The organism is Limnohabitans planktonicus II-D5, from assembly GCF_001270065.2.
GTDB classification, from domain to species: Bacteria; Pseudomonadota; Gammaproteobacteria; order Burkholderiales; family Burkholderiaceae_C; genus Limnohabitans_A; species Limnohabitans_A planktonicus.
In genome coordinates this window covers 352,838-371,200 of sequence record NZ_LFYT02000001.1, presented here as the reverse complement: position 1 = coordinate 371,200, position 18,363 = coordinate 352,838, and the positions used below count along the sequence as shown (strand labels likewise).

Sequence of the window (18,363 nt, the reverse complement as noted above, 5' to 3'; positions counted from 1 at the left end):
TTCGCAGATGCCGTGGGTCAGTATTGAGGTCTGCGATCGCGTATCCCGACGTAAGCCTTGGTCCCAAGCCCCATGTCGGGGTCTCCGACCACCGACCCACAACAGGCCTTGCCTGGTAGGTCGGTACTCGAAGAGTCCGACGTTTGCATGCTCACCCTATGCCTCGTTCAAGCCTTGCCGGTGTACACACATCCGTTGGGGTCTCCGACCACCGACCTACGAGAGCAGCAAGGTTTGTCGATCACTGTGCGGATCGGGCGCCAAAGCGTAGTAGGCTTGCGGCCCATTGAAGGAGTCGCATGTCCATCGTTCTTGTTGAAAAATCCGCACCGGCTTCTGAGGCCCAACAGGCCTTTGATCGCCTGCTGGCAAGGGTGTCGCTGTTGTCGGGGCACATGGCGCGGCTGCAGGCCTGGTCGGATCAGCACCGCTATGCCCATTTGCAGGTCTTGCGCGATGCGGCCGAGCAGACGCTGGGGCTGAACAAAAGCCTGTTGTTGTTTGTGCACGAGCGTTTGCAATCCGATGAATTAACGGCGCAGCAGCAACGCATGGCGCGCAGCAAAGTGCGCAGTTTGATCGCATCCTTGCCAAGCCAGGTGGACCCGCAGGTGCAAGCGGTGGCTGATCTGTATGCGCAGGACGAAGATGAGCAGGAGGCCACACAGGCGCAAGCCGAAGCCGCGCAGCAGTTGCGCGAAAAGATCGAGGCGGCCTGGGGGCAGCCCATTCACAACCCCAGCCTCTATGACACCCCCGAAGCGGTCATGCAAGCGGCCATGCGCCAGTGGCAGCGTCAGCAAGAGGCCGACGAGGCGCGCAAAGCCGCCAAACGGGCCGCCCGCAAGGCGCAAAAAAAAACGGCAGGGCAGCAACAGGCCGAAATGCAGCAGACCGATGCCCGAATCGCCTTGCGCACGATCTTCCGGCAGCTGGCCAGCGCTTTGCACCCTGACCGTGAACCGAATGAGGCCGAGCGTCAGCGCAAGACCGCTTTGATGAGCGAGGTGAATGCGGCGTATGAGCGGCAAGACCTGAGTTCTTTGCTGCGCCTGCAAATGCAGCTCTCGCAGGTGCAGGTGGCAGCCGGTCATGCGGTGGCCGATTCGAAGCTGGTCGCCATGTCCTTGCTGCTCAAAGAGCAGGTGGCTGCGCTGGAGGACGATTTGGCGCAATTGCAAGCGCGGTTGACGCGTGAGCTGTGTATTCATGTCCGTGCAGAGATGCCAGAGGCCGCACTTACGCAAGCCCTGCAACGCTTGCAAGCCGACCAAAGGCATGCGGTGGACAGCCTGAGTGCAGATTTGCGCCGCATCCAGCAAGGGCCTGAACTCAAGCGTTGGCTCAAAGAACAAGCCCAGCAAGCCAAACAGGCCGCGCGGATTGAAGGCGCGGATTCATCTTTGTGAAATGCGCAGGGCAAGCATGGGCGGTCGCGCCGGGCAAACGATGCGCATGCCTTGTATTCGCAGGTCGGTGGTAACAGAGCCGACATGAGGCTGAGGGTTTTCGTAGGTCGGCGGTCGAAGACCCCGACGTGGGCCTGTGCCGAAGCATGCAAACGTCGGACTCTGCGAGTGCCGACCTACAGGAGCCATGTATGCGCAGGTCGGCGGTCGAAGACCCCGACGTGGGGCTGTGCCGAAGCATGCAAACGTCGGACTCTGCGAGTGCCGACCTACAAGGGACATGTATGCGTAGGTCGGCGGTCGAAGACCCCGACGTGGGGCTGCGCCGAAGCGGGCAAACGTCGGACTCTGCGAGTGCCGACCTACAGGAGCCATGTATGCGTAGGTCGGCGGTCGAAGACCCCGACGTGGGGCCTGTGCCGAAGCGGGCAAACGTCGGACTCTGCGAGTGCCGACCTACGGGAGCCATGTATGCGCAGGTCGGCGGTCGAAGACCCCGACGTGGGCCTGTGCCGAAGCGGGCAAACGTCGGACTCTGCGAGTGCCGACCTACAGGGGACATGTATGCGCAGGTCGGTGGCAACAGAGCCGCCATGGGGCTGAGGGTTTTCGTAGGTCGGCGGTCGAAGACCCCGACGTGGGGCATGTGCCGAAGCTGAACGAGGGATGTGCTTGAGCCCACAAACGTCGGACTCTGCGAGTGCCGACCTACGGGAGCCATGTATGCGTAGGTCGGCGGTCGAAGACCCCGACATGGGGCCTGTGCCGAAGCGGAACGAGGGATGTTGTTGAGCCCACAAACGTCGGACTCTGCGAGTGCCGACCTACGGGAAGACAAAGGGCTGGATCAATAAATAAAGGCTCAGGCTTGCGCGCTTGCCGCCTGCGTTTTTGCAAATGTGGCCAGTCGCGCGATGGCTTCTTGGGCCGATGGCAAGACGTCGGCGTGCATTTGAAAAACATGCCAGCGATGCGCGGTGACCTCGCAGCGGCTGGTGACACCGGCTTGTTCCAGCGCGTGGTGCAGCGCCATGGCCTGAGTGCACAGCATGTCATCGGTGCCCACCTGAATCAGCGTGGGCGGCAGGCCATGCAGGGGTTGGTGCAAGGGTGAAGCCAGCCCCTGGTCAGCGCCATCACCGCTCAGGTAATGGGCTGCACAGGCCTGTGCCCAGGGCAGGCTCAGCATGACTTCGCCTGAGGGCACGCTGACCGGGGTGCTTGGCGATAAATCGGCCCAGGGTGCCAGCAGCAAGAGGGCGACCGGAAGGGGCAGGCCTTGGTCACGCAAGGTCAAGGCGGTGCTCAGGGCCAGTCCGCCCCCCGCCGAATCGCCCGCCAGCAGCACCGGGCCTTGGGCTTGCAGCGCCAGGCAGGCGGCCGTGGCATCTTCCAAGGCGGCAGGAAACGGGTGTTCTGGTGCGAGTCGGTAATCCAGCGACAGCACGCGCAGCCCGCTGGCTTGGGCCAGGCGTGCGGTCAAAGCGCGGTGGGTGGCGGGGCTGCCCAGGCAATAGGCGCCACCGTGCAAGTACAAGAGCGTGGCCTGGGGTGTGGAGTCGCTTGTGAGCGGAAAAAACCATTCGCCCGTGCAGCCCCCGATGTGCGCCGATTCGGTGCGCACCCCAGCAGGCATGCGCGTGGCTTGCGCCATCAGCCGCAGCCATAACCTTTGAAACCGGATGGGACAGCGCGGCGAAAAAACGGGTTTGAGCAAGCAGCGCAGCGCAGTGCACAGCACACGGGCCACCAGAGCCTCACGCCAGCCTTGGGGCGTGAATGTTTGGGGTTCGGTCATGTGAAGCTCCTAGGGGCGGTCATGCGTGTGCGGCATGTGTGCAATCAGATGGCGAATGAGCAGCGGCTTACAGTGTCTCAGAGGTGTTGGGGCTTAACTGATAGAAGTCGCCAATCGCCTGCCATGCGTCTTCCGGGGTGTCCACGTAGCGAAACAGTTGCAGGTCTTGCGGGGTCACGGTGCCTTCTTCCACCAGCACATCCATGTTGATCAGGCGTTTCCAGTAATCGGTGCCGAACAGCAAGATGGGCACTGGCCGCGCTTTGCGGGTCTGAACCAGGGTCATCACTTCAAAGAGTTCGTCCAGCGTGCCAAAGCCGCCCGGAAAGGCCACCAGGGCTTTGGCGCGCATCATGAAATGCATTTTGCGCAGCGCAAAGTAGTGAAATTTGAAACTCAGATGCGGGGTGACGTAGGGATTGGGGTGTTGTTCGTGCGGCAGGGCGATGTTCAAGGCCACAGAGGGTGCGCCCGCCTCTTGGGCACCGCGATTGGCGGCTTCCATGATGCCGGGGCCACCGCCGGTGCAAATGTAGAGTTTTTCATCGTCAGGAAGGCTTGCGCTCGAGCGCGCGACCAAGGATGCAAAGCGGCGTGCGTTTTCGTAATGCTGCGCGTTGCGCACGAGGGTTTGGGCTTTGACGATGGCGCTTGCGTGACCACTGAGTTCTGCCGACAGCAATTGGGCCTGGGCGCTGGCCATGTCCAGAAACCGTGCGCTGCCAAACACCACCACGGTTTGGTCGATGTGGGCCTCGGTTTGCGCCAGATCGGGCTTGAGCATTTCCAGCTGAAAGCGGATGCCCCGTGTTTCGCGGCGCAGCAGGAACTCAGGGTCGGCAAAAGCCAGCCGCTCGGCCTGTGGCTCCAGCCAGGCGGCGTCCTGGAAGTTGGTGGGGGTTTCTGCCCATGCGTGGGGCAGGGAAGGGGTTTGGAGGTCTGGGGTGCTTGTCATGGGCTTGATTGTGCATGGCCTTGGCGCGATGGCCCTTGTTCGATGGCCCGTGCACACGCCTTGAAACCAGCACCTGCGTATTGATGGGGCCATGAAAAAAGCCCCTTGCGGGGCTTTCATCAGGGGGTGATCCAAAGATCAGACGCGCTTGCGGTATTCGCCGGTGCGGGTGTCGATTTCGATCTTGTCGCCTTGGCTCACGAACAAAGGCACGGGCACTTCCATGCCGGTGGCGATCTTGGCTGGCTTGAGCACTTTGCCGGAGGTGTCGCCTTTGACGGCGGGCTCTGTCCATGTGATTTCGCGCACCACGCTGGTGGGCAATTCGACCGAGATGGCTTTCTCGTTGTAGAACACCACTTCGAGTTCCATGCCGTCTTCGAGGTAGTTCAGGGCGTCACCCATGTTGGTGGCTTCGACTTCGTATTGGTTGAAATCGGTGTCCATGCAAACGTACATGGGGTCAGCGAAGTAAGAGTAGGTGCAGTCTTTCTTGTCCAGAATGACCTGGTCCATCTTGTCGTCGGCGCGGAACACGACTTCGGTGCCGAAGTTGGCGATCAAGCTCTTGAGCTTCATGCGCACAGTGGAAGAACCGCGGCCACCGCGTTGGTATTCGGTGCGCAGGACGACCATGGGGTCTTTGCCGTGCATGATGACGTTGCCGACGCGGATTTCTTGAGCGGTTTTCATAGGAATTGAGTCTGAAATGAAAGGGGGTGGCTTGAAGCCAAGCCCATTATTCTAACCTGTGGGGCTTGGATGGATGGCGAAATGAGGCCCAGGCGATCAATCACGCGCCGTCAGGCCATGCGCCAATGCGCCCAGCACAATGCCGCCCAAAGCCCAAAGGATGTCGGTGTTGCCCGTGCCCAAAGCTGCAATAGCCGGGCCGGGGCAAACACCCGAAAGCCCCCAACCCACACCAAAAATGGCCGAACCGATCACGGTTTGGCGGTTCCAGTTGGCCGGTTGTGTCAGGAACTGACCGCCCAGCAAGGGGCGGCGCAGCCAACGCGGAAATCCTTTGTACGCGACCATGGCCAGGCCCGTCGCGCCGCCCATGACCAGCATCAGGCCCCAGTCCTGAAAGCGCAAAAAGCTCAAAACCACATCGGGCTGCACCATGGTGGCCAGCGACAGGCCAAAGCCAAACAGAGCCCCGGCAGCCAGGGTGAACAACGCTTTGGGCAGGGACAGTGTGTGAGGATTCAGATTGTTCATGCGAGGCTCCAGGCCATCAGGTTGGCGGTCATGAAGGCGGTGGCCATGAAGGTGAGCACCGCGAAAAGAGAGGGCAGCTGCAACGAGCCCAGCCCGCAAATGCCGTGGCCCGATGTGCAGCCATTGCCCAGGCGGGCACCGTAGCCCACTAAAAAGCCGCCCACCAGCAGCTGCCAGGCGGGCACGCTGGTGTGCTGTGCCTCACCGCCCGCCAGCGTGAATCGCCAAACCAGCGCCCCCAACACCACGCCTAGGGCGTAAACCAGCCGCCAGTTGCGGGTATTGACGAAACGGGCTTGCTGGAAAAACGCCCGCTTGGACACGAACGACCAACTGCTGGAAAAGACGGAACTCATGCCGCCGACCCAGCCGTTGAACAAATACAGCAGCGCCACGCCAGCGCCAATGGTCAGGCCGCCCAGCAGGTAGTGCTGCCAGCCCAGGGGGAAGAGGGTGTTAATGAGGGTCATGGGGAGGGATTATCGGGCACGCGGATCGGGTCAATTTTGCGGACATCCAACTTGAAGGCTCTGGGGTTCAGTGAGCCCTCAATTGTTTTGTATTGGCTAAGCGCGACATCTAAAAATGTAAACATTAAGGTTATAGTTTGGCTTCGCGCCGACTGACGAAGCTCAGCGGATGACCAACAAGGAGTGCCGGGTTTCATGGTGAATTTGTATCAATACAAAAATTCTGGCATTGGGGCCGAAGGCCTTTTTCAACGCGATTTTCAGCTTATTTATAAAAAAGATGTATCGGCTCGGCACGGATGTATCAACCGGGTTTTGCCCTCTACATCACTTTGGGCGTCATAAACACTATGCAACCAGTACTTCAAGTTCTTCCTCTCTGGGCGCAGGTCGCGCTTGCGATCGTTCCCGCCCTTGGGGCTCTATTCGCAGCGTTCGGGTTGTTGCTCAACGTGCAGCAGTCACGCAAAACAAACGCGCAGGCCCGGGCAGCCCTCGTAGCTGGCTGCCTGAAAGGGTTCGCCGAAGACGAAGAAATTCAAAAGGCTTTCTACGCAATCGAATACTCCGAGTTCCAGTACGACGAAGGCTTCCACAAGTCACCCCAGGAACGGGAAATCGACAAACTACTGAGACACTTCGCAAACTTAGCCCTTACCTGGCAGGCTGGCCTCCTCTCCACAGCCGACATTCAGCCAGTTCAGTACTACGTGCTTAGGGTGATGCGAGACCCAGAGATCAAGAAGTACTTGGCGTTTATGGCTAACTGGTCACAAGTGACAGGTCTTAGCGAGCATCCTTATGCGGTGCTCACAAAATTGTCAGAGAAGCTCACCCCATGATGCTCAACCCCTCGTTCCAGCGGTTCGCCTACGGCTCCCGCTGACCTCAAACGTTAGGCTTCCCAAACAACATGAACTTGTCGCAACTTACCGCTCCGGCGAACCTCTATCGGATACTCAGCTTTGACAGAGCCGCTGAAATCATCACTAGCCGCCAGCTCTACTTCGCACACCCGTCAACCTGGGATGATCCATACGAACGCGTACTGAAACATGACGCAGCTAAGGCAATTTTTGCGCAGTGCTGGTGTCGAAAGGCGGTTTCAGACGCAATGTGGCGCATTTACTCGCCACACGGTCTTGGAGTACGGATTGCAACTACGCGACAACGTCTTCAGCAGTGCCTCGCCGCCGCCCGAAGGACTCGTCCTTTCAGCTACGCGACGCTCAATGTTGAGTATCTGAACCAAGAGGAGATCGAGAGTCGCCTTGAAGAGGCAAGAAGTCAACTTCGCGCAGAGTTCTCCGTAGAAGCCGCCATCGAGCCGTTGTTCCTCAAGCGCAGAGCATTTGACCATGAGCGTGAAGCAAGAGTGGTAATCTTTGATGAGCATTCGCTGAAAGGTGACCCTAAAAATGGAATATCGATTGATATTGACCCGTTCAAGTTGCTTACAAGCATATGGATCGACCCACGTGCGCCAGAAGAGACTGTGAAGGCTTACAAGTTTTATCTGAAGGAGAAGCTAGGCTTTCCAGGTACTGTCGAGAAGTCACGACTCTACGCAGTCCCTGACAGCCTGAGTTCCAGAATGGAAGCCTGCGGTCAACCGGACGCTGCGCCATAAAGCCGCGCAGCGCCGGTTACCTCAAACTACAAGGGCTTCCCGTTAGGTGGCGCAATACCGATGCAAAAAGTCCTCGACGATTATCCAGCTCTCGCTGCAGCAATCCGAAATCTTCTGTCGGCTGGTGTGACCGCTAGCGAAGTTGCGGGGTTGATGGCGCACGTCAACTCCGAGACCAAGTTGGTGCCATTGAAGAAGATGGACGCCTGGGAGCGCTCGATACGAGACGAGTTGTGGGCTTCTGAACGCGGTGCCACCGAAACCTCGTGGAAGTTTTGGATGCGCCCGCGCCGGTTCACCTCATGGCTCGACCTCTGCAGCCACGATGGGCGCAAGAGAGAGGCGGCACTGCGAGTCAATTCTGCCGACGCGCCCAGCGCGTTCCTGCTCGCATTAGGACTCAGACGCTTGAACGACTGGGTGCCTCAAGTAAGGAGTGCCGCGCGCGAGACGCTTCCTGAGCTGGCTTCAAACTCCGAGCCACAGGACGTCGCCGATGTGCTTTGGAGCCTTCTTGAACACTGGAGTACTTGGGGGCGCATGGAGCCTGCTGATAGAGAGGCTGTAGTTGCGATAGCCTCAAGGGAGCCTGTTTCCCTCGCACTTAAGTCGAAGATCATGAGCACGACAGCGGGCCCAGCAGCACTCGTTCTATCTCAATGCGCTCGTTTGACCTCCTTCGACTCTTGGATCGGGGAGTTCGCCCAAGGCGCAGTCCAGCCAACTGTTCGCGCACGAGCCTTCCGATGGATGTTCGTTGGGCGGAGCTCTTGGGTCGTCGGTCGCAAGTGGAAATGGACAGATGTGGCGTATTGCAAAGGGAAACTCGAACCCATCCTAGAGTCCCGGGACCTTCCTGCGAATCAGCCGTTCATGGCGACGCTTTGCGCTGCCATGGAAGATAGGTCTCCCATGGTTCGTAGGGTCGCGGCTGAATTTCTTATCCGCGAGCTCGCTTCTATTGGCGACAACGCGTTTGTGCTCGCGCATCGAACGGCTTCAGATCCGAACCCATCCGTTGCAGAGCGTGGCAATTTCGCTTTGAAACAGCTCAATCAAAAAGATGCTGCCGCGCCGAAGAACGCCGCCTAACGAGTGAGGATAGGTCGCGCGAAGCCGTGACCTGATCCTTTTGTTGTAGGAGCCCGGTTTTGGGTGGTGGTTCAAGCCCTACAGAAAAAATCTTTTTTGTCTTGCCTGCGCGGTTGAGCATTCACGCGGACTATCGATGTTGATATCTTGATGCCAACGGTGCGCACAGCGGTACTGCAAGCGGTCATTCCCCGGCGCTGGTCCAAACCTTTGCACGCCATGTCTTCAAGTGGCGGGAGGGTGTGGAATGTGCACCGCTTCGCTTTCGTTCTGTTCATCGACCGCCCACATCTCGCGGTAGGCTTGAACATAGCTTGCAGTCGCCTCCTGGTCGATTGCCCAGTAGTGGCGGCAGAGGGTTTTGAAGAGGGTCAGGCCCTCGGGTGTGCACGCATGGTTCAGCAGTTGATCGAGCGTGTGTTCGATTCGTTGCACATCCCTGCTGCCACTGCGCACCATGTCTTGCACGGAGGGCTTCAGTGCTTCAATGGCCTTTTGGTGCAGCATCTGCAAAGGGGATATGGCCGTCGATAGCGCATTCAGCAAGTCAACATACGTGCCGGGGTCCAGAGGAGACGCATGGGGTGGGTCTTGAGGGTTCATTGAGCCATTTCCTTGCCATTGACTTGGCTCACAAGTCCTCAACCTTGTACTCGCTGTAGCCTTCGTAGTAATAGCTCACATCGATGCCTTTCATGTACAGCGCGCGGTCGTGGATTTGGTCGGTCAATGCACCCTTGAGCAGGTGTTTGATTTCCAGGTCTTTGACCACGCTGCGCTCCATGGCCGACAAATACTCGGCTTTGTCCACCAAGTTCCAGTCAATGACTTGTCGGATTTCTTTTTTCAGCATCAGGTCGAGCCAAATGCGGGTGGCACGCCCGTTGCCTTCCCGAAACGGGTGGGCCACGTTCATTTCGACGTACTTCTCGACGATTTGTTCGAAGCTTTGCTGAGGCATGGCGCTGATGTGTGCCAGCGATGGTTGCAAATACATGACGGGTGCAAACCTGAAGTTGCCCTTGGCCAAGTTCACGTCGCGCACTTGGCCGGCAGAGGGATACACCTCGTCAAACAAATAAGCATGGATGTTGGCAAGGCCCGCAAAGGTGCCCATTTCCACTTTGTCGATGTCGCCGCTTTCAAACAGCTGTTTGGCTTTTTGTTTACTGAGCTTTTCTTCCACCCGGTGGAGTTCTACCTGGCTGCTGATATCCAGTTTGTTGCCAAAGACCATGGTGCGTCCCTTGTTATTTTTCAACCCACGAAATGGATCAGTTGCGTGACCAAATCAGTTTGCCCTAAAAGTTGATGACGCTTGGTTTTGGTGTTCTGGCTCCAAATCTGCAGTGTTTCGGCATCAAGCGCAGGCCATTCACCCGCTTCTATCCCATTCCAAACCCGATGCGCCTGCCGCAGGCTCTGCGGCGCTTGCATCCAATCCAAAAACGCCTCCAGCTTGTCGTGGTGCGCGTTGTCGTCTTGTGGGTAGATGTGCCAGATGAAGGGCAGGCCTGCCCATAGCGCCCGCACCAGCGAGTCTTCGCCGCGCACAAAATTCAAGTCGCAGGCCCAGAGCATTTCGTCAAAGCCGTTTTGGTCGGTGTAGGGCAGGGCGCTCCAGTTGGGTTGCACGGCAATTCCGGCCACTGCTTGCTGCACCGCAGCCAGTGGGCGGCCCGGGGTGACGAGCAGGTGGTGGGGTGTGCCCACCCCTTGGGCCAGCAGTTGGGGCAGGGCGGCGGGCTCGTAGCAAAACAGGCTGATCAGCAGGCCGTCCGGGGCCAGGTTGGGGCAGTGTTGTTTGCGCCAGGCAGCCCGGTCAAAGTGATCTTGCCGAGCCAGCAAGTCGGTTTCGCGCAGCAGGCCGCCGGTGTCCGGCGTGAAGCCGGGGTAAAAGAAGGTCTTGGTCCAGCCCTTGGCAGGGCCGCTCATCACGGGCGAAGGCAGCTGGTGCATGCGGGGCACCCAGTCTTCGGCGCTCAGGTATTCGAGGTTGATCCAGACGGGTTGCTGCGTGCTTGTGGCCAAGGCATGCGCTACAAAATGGGCCACAAAGGCTTCGGGTAGGGTGCAGCCAAAGGCTTCTATCCAGACATCGGCCGGAGCCAAGTTTGTCAACACATCGCTTTGGCTGGCTGCTGCCCAGGGCAGTACTTGCAAGTGGGGCAGGGCGTGGGCGTCAGGGGCCATCCAGGCGAGGGCCGAGGCGTCGTCCACCCAAAGGCGCACCGATTGGCCTTGGGCCAGCAGCTGACGCGTCAGGCGCCAGCACACGCCCAGATCGCCGTGGTTGTCGATGACGGTGCAAAAAATGTCCCAAAGGTTCTGGGGTCGGCGCGTGTTCATGGTGGGGGATTGTCGCTGCCCGGGTGTAGGTTTTCGCGCGCAGGGGTGCGCTCCTACAACGGGCACGGCGTGGTTTCTTGTGGGTTGTCGCCTTTGCAGCCGAATGTGTGTGGCGCATTGCTGCACTTCAGGGGCTTTGTTTTGCCGCGACAATACGCGCCATGACAGCGGCACACGACGAATCCTTGCTGGCCCAGGTGGCCGCGCTCCCGGCTTTGCCGGGGGTTTACCGCTACTTTGATGCGCAGGGCCATGTGCTGTATGTGGGCAAGGCCAAGCAGCTCAAGAAGCGGGTGTCCAGCTATTTTCAGAAGGACCATGGCGGCACGCGCATTGGCCACATGGTCAGCAAGATCGCCCGCATGGAGACCACAGTGGTGCGCTCGGAGGCAGAGGCGCTGCTGCTGGAAAACAACCTGATCAAGACGCTGAACCCACGGTTCAACATCCTGTTTCGGGACGACAAGACTTATCCGTATTTGAAGTTGACGGGTAACGGCACGCTGTACCTGAAGGCGCTGGATGGTGCACCCGAGGCTCAAACCTTCCCCCGAGTGGCCTATTACAGGGGCTCGGTCGAGAAAAAACACCGCTACTTTGGTCCGTTTCCCAGTGCCTGGGCGGTCAAGGAGTCGATTCAGCTTTTGCAAAAGGTGTTTCGCCTGCGCACCTGTGAAGAGACGGTGTTTGCCAACCGGACCCGACCGTGCCTGTTGTATCAGATCAAGCGTTGCTCGGGGCCTTGTGTGAACCTGATCAGCCCCGAGGCTTATGCCGATGATGTGAAGCACGCCGAGCGGTTTTTAAAGGGTGAGACGCAGGCGCTGCTGCAAGAGATGGAGTCGCGCATGATGGCGCACGCCGAGCGGCTGGAGTTTGAGCTGGCCGCCGAGGTGCGCAACCAGATGTCTGCGCTGTCCAAGGTCTTGCACCAGCAGTCGGTGGACACGGGCACTGACACCGATGTGGACATTCTGGCGGTGCGCGTGCAAGGCGGTCGTGCCTGCGTGAACCTGGCCATGGTGCGTGGGGGGCGGCATCTGGGTGACCGGGCCTATTTTCCGGCGCATGTGGAAGATGCCCACGCTTTGCAGTTGGTGGAAGAGGAGGATCAAGTCGCCCGTCCGGTCGAGGTGCAGGTGCTGGAAGCTTTTTTGGCCCAGCATTACATCGGCATTCCGGTGCCTGCGGCCTTGATCACCAGCGTGGGGGTGGACAAGGCCTTGGTCAATGCCTTGTCGCAGCAGGCGGGTTACAAGGTGTCGGCGGTGCACAACCCGCGCGAGCAGCGCCGGGTGTGGCTGGAAATGAGCGAAAAAAATGCCGACATCCAGCTGGCCCGATTGCTGGCCGAAGAGGGCTCGCAGCAGGCCCGCACCCGAGCGCTGGCCGATGCGCTGGACTTGGCTCCGGATGATTTGGATGCGCTGCACATTGAGTGTTTTGACATCTCGCACACAGCGGGCGAGAACACGCAAGCGTCTTGCGTGGTGTTTCGCCAGCACAAGATGCAAAGCAGCGAATACCGCCGTTACAACATCGAGGGCATCACGCCCGGTGACGATTACGCGGCCATGCGTCAGGTGCTGATGCGCCGCTATGGCAAGCTGGCTGAGGCCATGCGTTCAGCTGAGGGGACGGCCCGCTTGCCCGATCTGGTGCTGATCGACGGCGGCAAGGGCCAAGTGTCCATGGCCCGTGAGGTGTTCACCCTGCTGGGCCTGGACTTGTCGCACATCGTGGGCGTGGAAAAAGGCGAGGGCCGCAAGGTGGGCTTGGAAGAGTTGGTGTTTGCCGATGGCCGCGACAAGGTCTATCTGGGCAAGGATTCGGCGGCGCTGATGCTGGTGGCGCAAATTCGTGACGAGGCACACCGCTTTGCCATCACCGGCATGCGGGCGCAGCGGGCCAAGGTCCGGGTGGGCGGCAGCAAGATTGAGGAAATTCCGGGCATCGGGCCGCGCAAACGGGCCCGCCTGTTGCAGCGCTTTGGTGGGGTGCGTGGGGTCGAGGCGGCCAGCGTGGAAGATTTGGCCGGGGTGGACGGTATTTCTCACGAGTTGGCCGAGACCATTTACAACGCATTGCATTGAGCTTCTGGCCCCGTTGCCCATGAAACCCCCGTTTGGCGTGCCACAATGAAGACCATGTTTTTCACAATCCCCACCCTCATGACCTGGACGCGCATTGTCGCGATCCCTTTGATCGTTGGCGTGTATTACCTGCAGAGCCTGACGGTGGAGATGCAAAACCTGATCGCCACGGTCATGTTTGTGCTGTTTGCCATCACCGACTGGCTCGATGGTTTTCTGGCCCGCAAGCTCAACCAGACCTCTGCTTTTGGTGCCTTCCTTGACCCGGTGGCCGACAAGTTTTTGGTGTGTGCGGCGCTGCTGATCCTGGTGCACATGAATCGGGTGCATGTGCTGATTGCGCTGGTCATCATTGGCCGCGAGATCGCCATTTCTTCGCTGCGTGAGTGGATGGCCCAGATTGGCGCGGGCAAGAGCGTGGCGGTGCACATGGTGGGCAAGCTCAAGACCACGGTGCAGATGGTGGCGATTCCTTTTTTGCTTTATGACGGCATGCTGTTTGGCGTGATCGACACCCGCACCTGGGGTGCCGTGCTGATTTTGATTGCCGCTGTGCTGACCATCTGGTCCATGGTTTATTACATGCAAAAGGCCCTGCCTGAAATCCGGGCGCGGGTGAAATGAACAGCCCTCAAGGGAACACGGCCTGGATAAAGGCCATGCCCGTTGTGTTTGTGCTGATCTGGAGTACCGGGTTCATCGTCGCTCGCTATGGCATGCCGCATGCACCACCGTTCAGTTTTTTGGTGGTGCGCTACTTCCTCTCGATTCTGTGTTTCATGCTCTGGATTCAGCTGGCTCGCGTCCAGTGGCCGCAAAGCCGTTCGCAGTGGCTGCACTTGTCGGTCACTGGCATCCTGATGCATGCGGGCTATCTGGGCGGCGTTTGGGCTGCGGTCAAAGCGGGCATGGGCTCGGGCTTATCGTCTCTCATCGTCGGCTTTCAGCCTGTGCTGACCGCCATTTGGTTGTCCTACAGCCTGCGCGGCTCAGACCAGCCGGGGGTGTCGCGTCGACAGTGGCTGGGTTTGCTGCTGGGCTTTGCGGGTTTGCTCATGGTGGTCTGGCGCAAGCTCACTTTGGGCTCGCCCATGGACCACGTCACGCCTGTGAACATGGCTTTTGCCGTTGGGGCGCTGCTGAGCATCACCATCGGCACGCTGTATCAAAAACGCTTTGTTCAGCCTTGCGATGTGCGATCGGCCAATACGGTTCAGTTGCTGGCCGCTTTTGTGGTCACCTTGCCTTTGGCACTTGCAGAACCCGAAGCCATGCACTGGAACGCCGAGTTGGCCGGGGCCATGGCTTGGTCGGTGCTGGGTTTGACACTGGGCGGCAGTTCTTTGCTGTACATCCTGATCCAGCGCGGTGCAGCGGCCTCGGTGACCAGCCTGATGTACATGGTGCCGCCCACCACGGCCATCATTGCCTGGTTGTTGTTTGGTGAAACCATCACGGCGGCCACGCTGGCGGGTACGGCCCTCACCGCATTGGGCGTGAGCCTGGTGGTGCGTGCGTCACCTCGGTGAACATGGCTTGGTGACTGAGCTTGTATGCTCGCGCTCTCGTCGCAGCCCCAACGCGCTGGCGCCATTGGATTGATTTGACAAAGGACACCCCATGACCCGACACCGCATTGCCGTGATTCCAGGAGATGGCATTGGCAAAGAAGTCATGCCCGAGGGCCTGCGCGTGATGGACGCTGCCGCCCGCAAGTTCGGCATCGACCTGCACTTTGACCATTTCGATTTTTCGAGCTGGGACTATTGTGAAAAGCACGGCAAGATGCTGCCCGATGACTGGAAAGACCAGATTGGCGGGCACGATGCGATTTACTTTGGTGCGGTGGGCTGGCCCGAGAAGATCGCCGACCATGTCTCACTGTGGGGTTCTTTGCTGCTTTTTCGCCGCGAGTTTGACCAGTACATCAACCTGCGTCCCGCACGTTTGATGCCCGGCATCATTGCGCCTGTGGTGCGCAAGGACGGCAGCCGCCGCGAGCCTGGCGAGATCGACATGTACATCGTGCGCGAAAACACCGAGGGGGAATATTCCAGCGTGGGCGGGCGCATGTTCCCGGGCACCGAGCGTGAAATCGTGATGCAGGAGTCCATCATGACCCGCATCGGGGTGGACCGGGTCCTCAAATTTGCCTTTGAGTTGGCACAAACCCGTCCCAAGAAGCACCTGACCAGCGCCACCAAATCCAACGGCATCGCCATCACCATGCCCTACTGGGACGAGCGTGTGGCTGAAATGGCCAAGGCGTATCCGGGCATCAACGTGGACAAGTTCCACATTGACATCCTCACCGCGCATTTTGTGCAGCGCCCCGACTTTTTTGATGTGGTGGTGGCCAGCAATTTGTTTGGCGACATCCTGAGCGATCTGGGCCCAGCCTGCACCGGCACCATTGGCATTGCGCCCAGCGCCAACCTGAACCCGGATCGCCTGTTTCCTTCCTTGTTTGAGCCTGTGCATGGCTCGGCCCCAGACATCGCAGGCAAGGCAATAGCCAACCCGATTGGCCAGATTTGGTGCGGCGCCATGATGCTGGAGTTTTTAGGTTACAAAGCCGCCCACGATGCCGTTCTGGCCGCGATCGAAAAGGTGCTGGCACCCGGCAGTGGTGCGCCTCGCACACCTGATTTGGGCGGAAATGCCCAAACATCGGACGTGGGTCGGGCCATTGAGCAAGCGCTGGGTTGATGCACTGAATCAGTGCGCTCACGCGTCATGTTAATAGGGCAGAAAAAAACTGATCGCTGCCTCAGAAGCATGCTTTTTCGCGGCTAGAATCCGTCTCCGCGTCGCGACAATTGCGTGTGATTCCTGATTGACAGACCCGCTTGTGCTGGCTTTAATGCAATCAGGCCTCACCGCCGGAGACAAGCGATTTCAGAGCCTGTGCTGCTGAATCAAATTCCAGAATCAACGCCGGTTAAACCGGCGTTTCACTTAATCAAAGGTTTCTTGTGAACAAAACTGAACTCATCGAACACATCGCGAAACACGCTGACCTGTCCAAAGCTGCCGCTGGTCGCGCTTTGGAAGCCACCATAGGCGCTGTGCGTACCACGCTGAAAAAAGGCGGTACCGTTTCTTTGGTGGGTTTTGGTACTTTTGCGGTTGGCAAGCGTGCTGCTCGCACAGGCCGCAATCCACGCACTGGCGCAGCGATTAAAATCAAGTCAGCTAAGGTTCCAAAGTTCCGTCCAGGCAAAGGCCTCAAGGATGCTTTGAACTGATTAAACTTTTTCAGGTGGGGCGCTTAGCTCAGTTGGTAGAGCGGCTCCTTTACACGGAGTAGGTCGGCGGTTCGAGACCGTCAGCGCCCACCACCACAAAAGTAAAGGCGAACAAATTGTTCGCCTTTTTTCTTGTTAACCCGAGACTTCGATCATGTTTGATTCCATCCGCAACCACTCCAAAATCCTGATGGGGTTGTTGTTCTTGCTGGTGATTCCCTCCTTCGTGCTGTTTGGCGTCGACAGCTACAGCCGGTTTGAGGATAAGGGCGCGGTGGTGGCCCGCGTGGATGGTCAAAAAATCTCCCAGGCCGACTGGGATGCCGCCCACCAGCGCGAGGTAGAGCGCATTCGCGCATCGATGCCAAATCTGGACGCCAAACTGCTCGACTCTGCCGAAGCCCGCTACGCCACATTGGAGCGATTGGTCAACGATCGCTTGATTTCTGTCGCTGCGGAAAAACAATTGCTGGTCACCAGCGACCAGCGTCTGGCGCGTTATCTGCAGCAAGACCCTTCCATTGCTGGTTTGCGCGGCCCTGATGGCAAGCTGGACATGGAGCGCTATCGCCAACTGGCGGCCAGCCAGGGCATGACGCCGGAAATGCTGGAATCTCAGGTTCGCCGCGATCTGTCCAATCAACAAGTGATCGGGGCTTTGCAGGGTTCCGTGCTTGCCTCGCAAACCCAAACCGATGCGGCTTTACAGGCGTATTTGCAACGTCGCGAAGTGCAGATTCAGCGTTGGATGCCTGCGGATTTCGCTTCCAAAGTGCAAGTGACCGATGCGGAGTTGGAAAAGTTCTACCAAGCCCAATCAGAGCGCTTTCGTTCGACTGAAACGGCCGATGTGGAATACCTGGTGCTCGATGCAGCTTCTTTGCAAAAAAGCATCACCTTGGCTGAGCAGGACCTGAAAACCTATTACGAACAAAACCTGCAGCGTCTGGCAGGCCAAGAGCAGCGCCGAGCCAGCCACATCTTGATCAACGCAGCCAAAGATGCGCCTGCCGCTGAGCGTCAAAAAGCACGCGCCAAGGCCGATGAATTGTTGGCAGAGGTGCGCAAAAACCCCAAAAGCTTTGCTGATCTGGCCCGTAAAAACTCTCAAGATCCAGGCTCTTCCACCAAAGGCGGCGATCTGGATTTCTTTGCCCGAGGTGCCATGGTCAAGTCTTTTGAAGATGCCGTGTTTGCACTCGAAAAAGGTGCCATCAGCGATGTGGTGGAGTCCGAATTTGGTTTCCACATCATTCAATTGACAGACATCAAAGCCGCCAAGGCCCCAAGCTTTGAGGCAATGCGCCCTCAGCTCGAAGCGGATCTGCGCAAACAGCAGGCCCAGCGCCAATTCGCTGAACTGGCAGAAACTTTCAGCAACAGCGTCTATGAGCAAGCTGAAAGCCTCAAACCCATTGCAGACCGCCTGAAATTGACCGTGCAGCAAGCTCAGGGCTTGAGCCGAACCCCCGCTGCTGGTGCGCAGGGCATCTTGACGAACACCAAACTGCTGCAAGCATTGTTCGCAGAAGACTCCGTGACCAAGCGTCGCAACACAGCGGCCGTGGAAGTGGCACCCAATACCTTGGTGTCGGCACGCATCGTCAACTATCGACCTGCAGCACTGCGGCCTTATGCAGAAGTCAAAGACGATGCGCGCAGCCAGTTTGTGCAGGACAAGTCGGCCCAATTGGCCAAAGCCGAAGGCATGGCTCGCTTGGCAGAGTGGAAAGATCAAGCAGCCCAAGCTCAAGTGGGTGCTGCCTTGGTTGTTTCGCGTGAGCAAAGTGCAGGCCTACCCCAGGCTTTGATGGACGCTGTGTTGCGTACTGACCCTGCGCGCCTGCCAACCTTGGTGGGCGTTGATCTGGGCCAGCAAGGCTATGCCCTGGTTCGCGTCAACAAAATCGTGCCCCGCGATACCCCTACAGCCCAGCAACAAGCGCAAAGCCGCCAGCAATTCACGCAGTTGTGGGCGCAAGCCGAAGCACAGGCTTATCTGACCCACCTGAAGTCGCAGTTCAAGGCAGAAATGCTGATTGAAAAACCTTCGGCAAAAATCGAAACGAGCGCCAAAAAGCCATGAAGATCAGGC

The 18,363-nt window shown here is 58.6% G+C and carries 18 protein-coding genes and 1 tRNA gene; 11 read left to right on the top strand and 8 right to left on the bottom strand.

Annotated features, from left to right (window positions below; genetic code table 11):
* Positions 1 to 299: 299 nt before the first annotated feature.
* Positions 300 to 1,409 (top strand): J domain-containing protein, encoded by a 1,110-nt coding sequence (locus H663_RS21890; RefSeq protein WP_053175223.1) that lies wholly within the window; start codon positions 300 to 302, stop codon positions 1,407 to 1,409.
* Positions 1,410 to 2,271: 862 nt separating this feature from the next.
* Here H663_RS21890 and H663_RS21885 read toward each other — a convergent pair.
* From H663_RS21885 to H663_RS21865, 5 genes are all read right to left on the bottom strand, one after another.
* A complete protein-coding gene (locus tag H663_RS21885) occupies positions 2,272 to 3,207 on the bottom strand; it encodes an alpha/beta hydrolase (RefSeq protein WP_083451288.1) in 936 nt (311 codons plus the stop codon).
* Positions 3,208 to 3,274: 67 nt separating this feature from the next.
* A complete protein-coding gene (locus tag H663_RS21880) occupies positions 3,275 to 4,162 on the bottom strand; it encodes an LOG family protein (protein WP_053175228.1) in 888 nt (295 codons plus the stop codon).
* 138 nt (positions 4,163 to 4,300) lie between these two features.
* Positions 4,301 to 4,855, bottom strand: coding sequence for an elongation factor P (efp, locus tag H663_RS21875; RefSeq protein WP_019428318.1), 555 nt, complete (start codon positions 4,853 to 4,855; stop codon positions 4,301 to 4,303).
* Positions 4,856 to 4,951: 96 nt separating this feature from the next.
* The gene (locus H663_RS21870) at positions 4,952 to 5,386 is read right to left on the bottom strand and encodes a DUF6691 family protein (RefSeq protein ID WP_053175231.1); all 435 of its coding nucleotides are present in this window, start codon (positions 5,384 to 5,386) and stop codon (positions 4,952 to 4,954) included.
* Positions 5,383 to 5,856 (bottom strand): YeeE/YedE family protein, encoded by a 474-nt coding sequence (locus H663_RS21865; RefSeq protein ID WP_053175234.1) that lies wholly within the window; start codon positions 5,854 to 5,856, stop codon positions 5,383 to 5,385. Before H663_RS21865 ends, H663_RS21870 begins: the two co-directional genes overlap by 4 nt.
* A 299-nt stretch (positions 5,857 to 6,155) precedes the next feature.
* Between H663_RS21865 and H663_RS21860 the strand changes: the two genes are divergently transcribed.
* From H663_RS21860 to H663_RS21850, 3 genes are all read left to right on the top strand, one after another.
* A complete protein-coding gene (locus H663_RS21860) occupies positions 6,156 to 6,698 on the top strand; it encodes a hypothetical protein (protein ID WP_053175237.1) in 543 nt (180 codons plus the stop codon).
* 71 nt (positions 6,699 to 6,769) lie between these two features.
* Positions 6,770 to 7,486, top strand: coding sequence for a DUF2971 domain-containing protein (locus tag H663_RS21855; protein ID WP_053175240.1), 717 nt, complete (start codon positions 6,770 to 6,772; stop codon positions 7,484 to 7,486).
* Between the two features lie 60 nt (positions 7,487 to 7,546).
* On the top strand, positions 7,547 to 8,578 hold the full coding sequence (locus H663_RS21850; protein ID WP_053175243.1) for a hypothetical protein: 1,032 nt from the start codon (positions 7,547 to 7,549) through the stop codon (positions 8,576 to 8,578).
* A 225-nt stretch (positions 8,579 to 8,803) separates the two neighbouring features.
* Here the strand turns inward: H663_RS21850 and H663_RS21845 are convergent, their stop codons facing one another.
* The 3 genes from H663_RS21845 to earP are packed head-to-tail and all read right to left on the bottom strand — an operon-like array spanning position 8,804 to position 10,927.
* Positions 8,804 to 9,181, bottom strand: a complete 378-nt coding sequence (locus H663_RS21845) for a hypothetical protein (protein ID WP_133239942.1) — start codon at positions 9,179 to 9,181, stop codon at positions 8,804 to 8,806.
* 28 nt (positions 9,182 to 9,209) lie between these two features.
* Positions 9,210 to 9,815: a protein adenylyltransferase Fic gene (gene fic, locus H663_RS21840; RefSeq protein ID WP_053175249.1), complete on the bottom strand. Its 606-nt coding sequence runs from the start codon at positions 9,813 to 9,815 to the stop codon at positions 9,210 to 9,212.
* A gap of 20 nt (positions 9,816 to 9,835) precedes the next feature.
* Positions 9,836 to 10,927 (bottom strand): elongation factor P maturation arginine rhamnosyltransferase EarP, encoded by a 1,092-nt coding sequence (earP, locus tag H663_RS21835; RefSeq protein ID WP_053175254.1) that lies wholly within the window; start codon positions 10,925 to 10,927, stop codon positions 9,836 to 9,838.
* 161 nt (positions 10,928 to 11,088) lie between these two features.
* On the opposite strand from earP, the gene uvrC reads away from it, so the two are divergent.
* The 7 genes from uvrC to H663_RS21800 all read left to right on the top strand — a co-directional run bounded on the left by uvrC (position 11,089) and on the right by H663_RS21800 (position 18,354).
* The gene (gene uvrC, locus H663_RS21830) at positions 11,089 to 13,020 is read left to right on the top strand and encodes an excinuclease ABC subunit UvrC (RefSeq protein ID WP_053175257.1); all 1,932 of its coding nucleotides are present in this window, start codon (positions 11,089 to 11,091) and stop codon (positions 13,018 to 13,020) included.
* Positions 13,021 to 13,074: 54 nt separating this feature from the next.
* Complete coding sequence (gene pgsA / locus H663_RS21825) at positions 13,075 to 13,644, top strand: CDP-diacylglycerol--glycerol-3-phosphate 3-phosphatidyltransferase (RefSeq protein WP_053176868.1); 570 nt, start codon at positions 13,075 to 13,077, stop codon at positions 13,642 to 13,644.
* Positions 13,645 to 13,679: 35 nt separating this feature from the next.
* Positions 13,680 to 14,549 carry a DMT family transporter gene (locus H663_RS21820; RefSeq protein ID WP_420844027.1) on the top strand — a complete coding sequence of 290 codons (870 nt, stop codon included), beginning with the start codon at positions 13,680 to 13,682 and terminating at the stop codon, positions 14,547 to 14,549.
* Positions 14,550 to 14,640: 91 nt separating this feature from the next.
* Positions 14,641 to 15,729 carry a tartrate dehydrogenase gene (locus tag H663_RS21815; RefSeq protein ID WP_053175262.1) on the top strand — a complete coding sequence of 363 codons (1,089 nt, stop codon included), beginning with the start codon at positions 14,641 to 14,643 and terminating at the stop codon, positions 15,727 to 15,729.
* A gap of 266 nt (positions 15,730 to 15,995) precedes the next feature.
* Positions 15,996 to 16,268 (top strand): HU family DNA-binding protein, encoded by a 273-nt coding sequence (locus H663_RS21810; protein WP_053175264.1) that lies wholly within the window; start codon positions 15,996 to 15,998, stop codon positions 16,266 to 16,268.
* A 17-nt stretch (positions 16,269 to 16,285) separates the two neighbouring features.
* Positions 16,286 to 16,361: transfer RNA gene (locus H663_RS21805), tRNA-Val, on the top strand.
* A 61-nt stretch (positions 16,362 to 16,422) separates the two neighbouring features.
* Positions 16,423 to 18,354 (top strand): SurA N-terminal domain-containing protein, encoded by a 1,932-nt coding sequence (locus H663_RS21800; protein ID WP_053175268.1) that lies wholly within the window; start codon positions 16,423 to 16,425, stop codon positions 18,352 to 18,354.
* Positions 18,355 to 18,363: the final 9 nt, after the last annotated feature.

Excerpts from the sequence above, each read along its gene's own strand:
- H663_RS21890 (WP_053175223.1), top strand. The coding sequence starts at position 300 with ATGTCCATCGTTCTTGTTGAAAAATCCGCACCGGCTTCTGAGGCCCAA.
- H663_RS21885 (WP_083451288.1), bottom strand. The coding sequence starts at position 3,207 with ATGACCGAACCCCAAACATTCACGCCCCAAGGCTGGCGTGAGGCTCTG.
- H663_RS21880 (WP_053175228.1), bottom strand. The coding sequence starts at position 4,162 with ATGACAAGCACCCCAGACCTCCAAACCCCTTCCCTGCCCCACGCATGG.
- efp (WP_019428318.1), bottom strand. The coding sequence starts at position 4,855 with ATGAAAACCGCTCAAGAAATCCGCGTCGGCAACGTCATCATGCACGGC.
- H663_RS21870 (WP_053175231.1), bottom strand. The coding sequence starts at position 5,386 with ATGAACAATCTGAATCCTCACACACTGTCCCTGCCCAAAGCGTTGTTC.
- H663_RS21865 (WP_053175234.1), bottom strand. The coding sequence starts at position 5,856 with ATGACCCTCATTAACACCCTCTTCCCCCTGGGCTGGCAGCACTACCTG.
- H663_RS21860 (WP_053175237.1), top strand. The coding sequence starts at position 6,156 with ATGTATCAACCGGGTTTTGCCCTCTACATCACTTTGGGCGTCATAAAC.
- H663_RS21855 (WP_053175240.1), top strand. The coding sequence starts at position 6,770 with ATGAACTTGTCGCAACTTACCGCTCCGGCGAACCTCTATCGGATACTC.
- H663_RS21850 (WP_053175243.1), top strand. The coding sequence starts at position 7,547 with ATGCAAAAAGTCCTCGACGATTATCCAGCTCTCGCTGCAGCAATCCGA.
- H663_RS21845 (WP_133239942.1), bottom strand. The coding sequence starts at position 9,181 with ATGAACCCTCAAGACCCACCCCATGCGTCTCCTCTGGACCCCGGCACG.
- fic (WP_053175249.1), bottom strand. The coding sequence starts at position 9,815 with ATGGTCTTTGGCAACAAACTGGATATCAGCAGCCAGGTAGAACTCCAC.
- earP (WP_053175254.1), bottom strand. The coding sequence starts at position 10,927 with ATGAACACGCGCCGACCCCAGAACCTTTGGGACATTTTTTGCACCGTC.
- uvrC (WP_053175257.1), top strand. The coding sequence starts at position 11,089 with ATGACAGCGGCACACGACGAATCCTTGCTGGCCCAGGTGGCCGCGCTC.
- pgsA (WP_053176868.1), top strand. The coding sequence starts at position 13,075 with ATGTTTTTCACAATCCCCACCCTCATGACCTGGACGCGCATTGTCGCG.
- H663_RS21820 (WP_420844027.1), top strand. The coding sequence starts at position 13,680 with ATGCCCGTTGTGTTTGTGCTGATCTGGAGTACCGGGTTCATCGTCGCT.
- H663_RS21815 (WP_053175262.1), top strand. The coding sequence starts at position 14,641 with ATGACCCGACACCGCATTGCCGTGATTCCAGGAGATGGCATTGGCAAA.
- H663_RS21800 (WP_053175268.1), top strand. The coding sequence starts at position 16,423 with ATGTTTGATTCCATCCGCAACCACTCCAAAATCCTGATGGGGTTGTTG.